Consider the following 1,848-nt stretch of genomic DNA (forward strand, 5'->3'; position numbering starts at 1 on the left):
GGCAATCCCACCACAAACCGTACTTCGATCTGGTGATCATCCAGCAGCACCGCATTGCGATCGAGCACCTGCTGCACCGGCGAGGCTATGGATATCAACCCACTTTTGCCACTGCCCCGCTGCGATCGCCCTTGATGAGCGGCGCAATAGACCTGGCGATGGAGATAGTCGCGCAATGCTAGGTGGCGGCTAGGCGATCGCATTAAATCCGCCGGAAAACCAGCTCCGTGAGTCCCCTGCTGGGGCACCTGCACCCGCACCCGACTAGGAGCTGCAAAGGGATCGCCCTGCACATGGTCGATGATTAGGGTAAAGCCTGGGAAGCTGTAGGTACCCTGAAGTTGCTTATAGGCTTTGTAGCTCTGACGATCGAGGTTGAGTAGGGTTTGAGAGAGGTGGTGATGGGTACTCATAGGTCAGAAACGATCATCCGAACCAGCGTTTCCCGCCAGCGTTCCCTGAGCGAAGCCGAAGGGAGCGCTGGTGTCCTAAGTAGGTGGACTCATGAAGCTAAGTTGCCGGGTTTCGGCTTCGCTCAACCCTCTTCTCGTAAGGATTTGCGCCCTACTGACTACAGGGTGTCAGGGTAACGTTCCCTGCCTCATAAGCCTAGGAGGCAGGCGATCGCGCTCCGAGAGAACGCTGAAAAGCAGGGCGCTGCATCAACGTGTTGAGATAGGTTTGCAGAACCGGATAGTCATCATACCCAATCTTTAACATCATGGGCACATAGGCCAAGTAAGAACCCACCGCCACATCCGCCGCCGTGAAGCGATCGCCCAACACAAAGGGCTGCTGTTCCAAGATCCGGCTGAGGGTGCCAAAAAGATTGGGCATCTCCCGTTCTCGGCTGGATTCAATAAAAATCCCTGGCCCAAACGTAGCATTGGCAAACAGCGACCATTGGGCTAGGAGGGCTCGTTCTTCAAGCGTTTGAGCCCCGCCATAGCGCTCTGCTAGATAGAGCAAAATTGCGCCCGACTCCCAGAGGACAACGGTGCCGTCCACAATGGCAGGCACCTTCCCAAAGGGGTTGATCGCCAAGAAATCTGCCTGGCGATGTTCTTTAGCCTGCAAATCGAGCAGGATGAACTCGTAGGGAACCTCTAGCTCCTCCAAATACCACTGCACAATCGACGCTCGACTGCGAGCTGCTCCATAAAGCTTCAACATCCTAACCCTTCCTACAGCTTCTGGTGGGTGTAGGCATGTTGCTTAACATTGTCTTCCGTTTTGACAATGCGCTCAGAGTTCAAAACCCGTTTCCGCTCGGTGGAATGGTTGAGATCTCGGAAAGCCGTGCCCACAGGGATATGCTGGCTAGCTTCAGGGCGCGTCTTATAGGTGCGGGCAGCAGCGATCGCCCGTTCCATAAACTGATCGCAAAGCTGCACATGCTCAGCCGCATCGGGAATCGACGTCAAGTATCCCTGGTCATTCATAATCGTGCCTACCGTGGTACCGAAGGCCACGTCGTAGGAGGTGGGAATGCCTTTAAGAACAGCTTCCAAGGCAGCAGAGGGAATGGGTTCGGCCACTTGCACCGGATGCATTTCACCATCATCTCGGAGGAAGCAGGCAGCTAGACCAATGACAATGTAGTCATCGGCGGTGAGATCGGGAGCGTTGGCTAAGAGGGATACTGAGGTCATAGGTTCGACATTAAACAACTAGCAAACAGGAATCAAACTAGATCTATCGATCTCAAGTAGTCAAGATCTCAGGTAGAACAGATAGTACAGAACTCTTACGTCTGGATGAAGCAACGGGAATCAGATAAACTATGAGCGATCACCCTCTTTGATCTCCGAGCTACCATCGAGTCTTATACTCATCTGGCATAGAGTG

At 53.7% G+C, this 1,848-nt stretch carries 3 protein-coding genes; all 3 read right to left on the minus strand.

Features of this window, described 5'->3' with window-relative positions; all coding sequences use genetic code 11:
- Positions 1 to 413 (minus strand): ABC-ATPase domain-containing protein (locus V6D20_13315; protein HEY9816759.1); only part of this gene is annotated, 413 nt, incomplete at its 3' end.
- Positions 414 to 609: 196 nt separating this feature from the next.
- A complete protein-coding gene (locus V6D20_13320) occupies positions 610 to 1,173 on the minus strand; it encodes a glutathione S-transferase family protein (GenBank protein ID HEY9816760.1) in 564 nt (187 codons plus the stop codon).
- 11 nt (positions 1,174 to 1,184) lie between these two features.
- Complete coding sequence (locus V6D20_13325) at positions 1,185 to 1,652, minus strand: hypothetical protein (protein HEY9816761.1); 468 nt, start codon at positions 1,650 to 1,652, stop codon at positions 1,185 to 1,187.
- Between the last annotated feature and the right edge of the window lie 196 nt (positions 1,653 to 1,848).

Source organism: Candidatus Obscuribacterales bacterium, assembly GCA_036703605.1.
Lineage (GTDB): Bacteria > Cyanobacteriota > Cyanobacteriia > RECH01 > RECH01 > RECH01.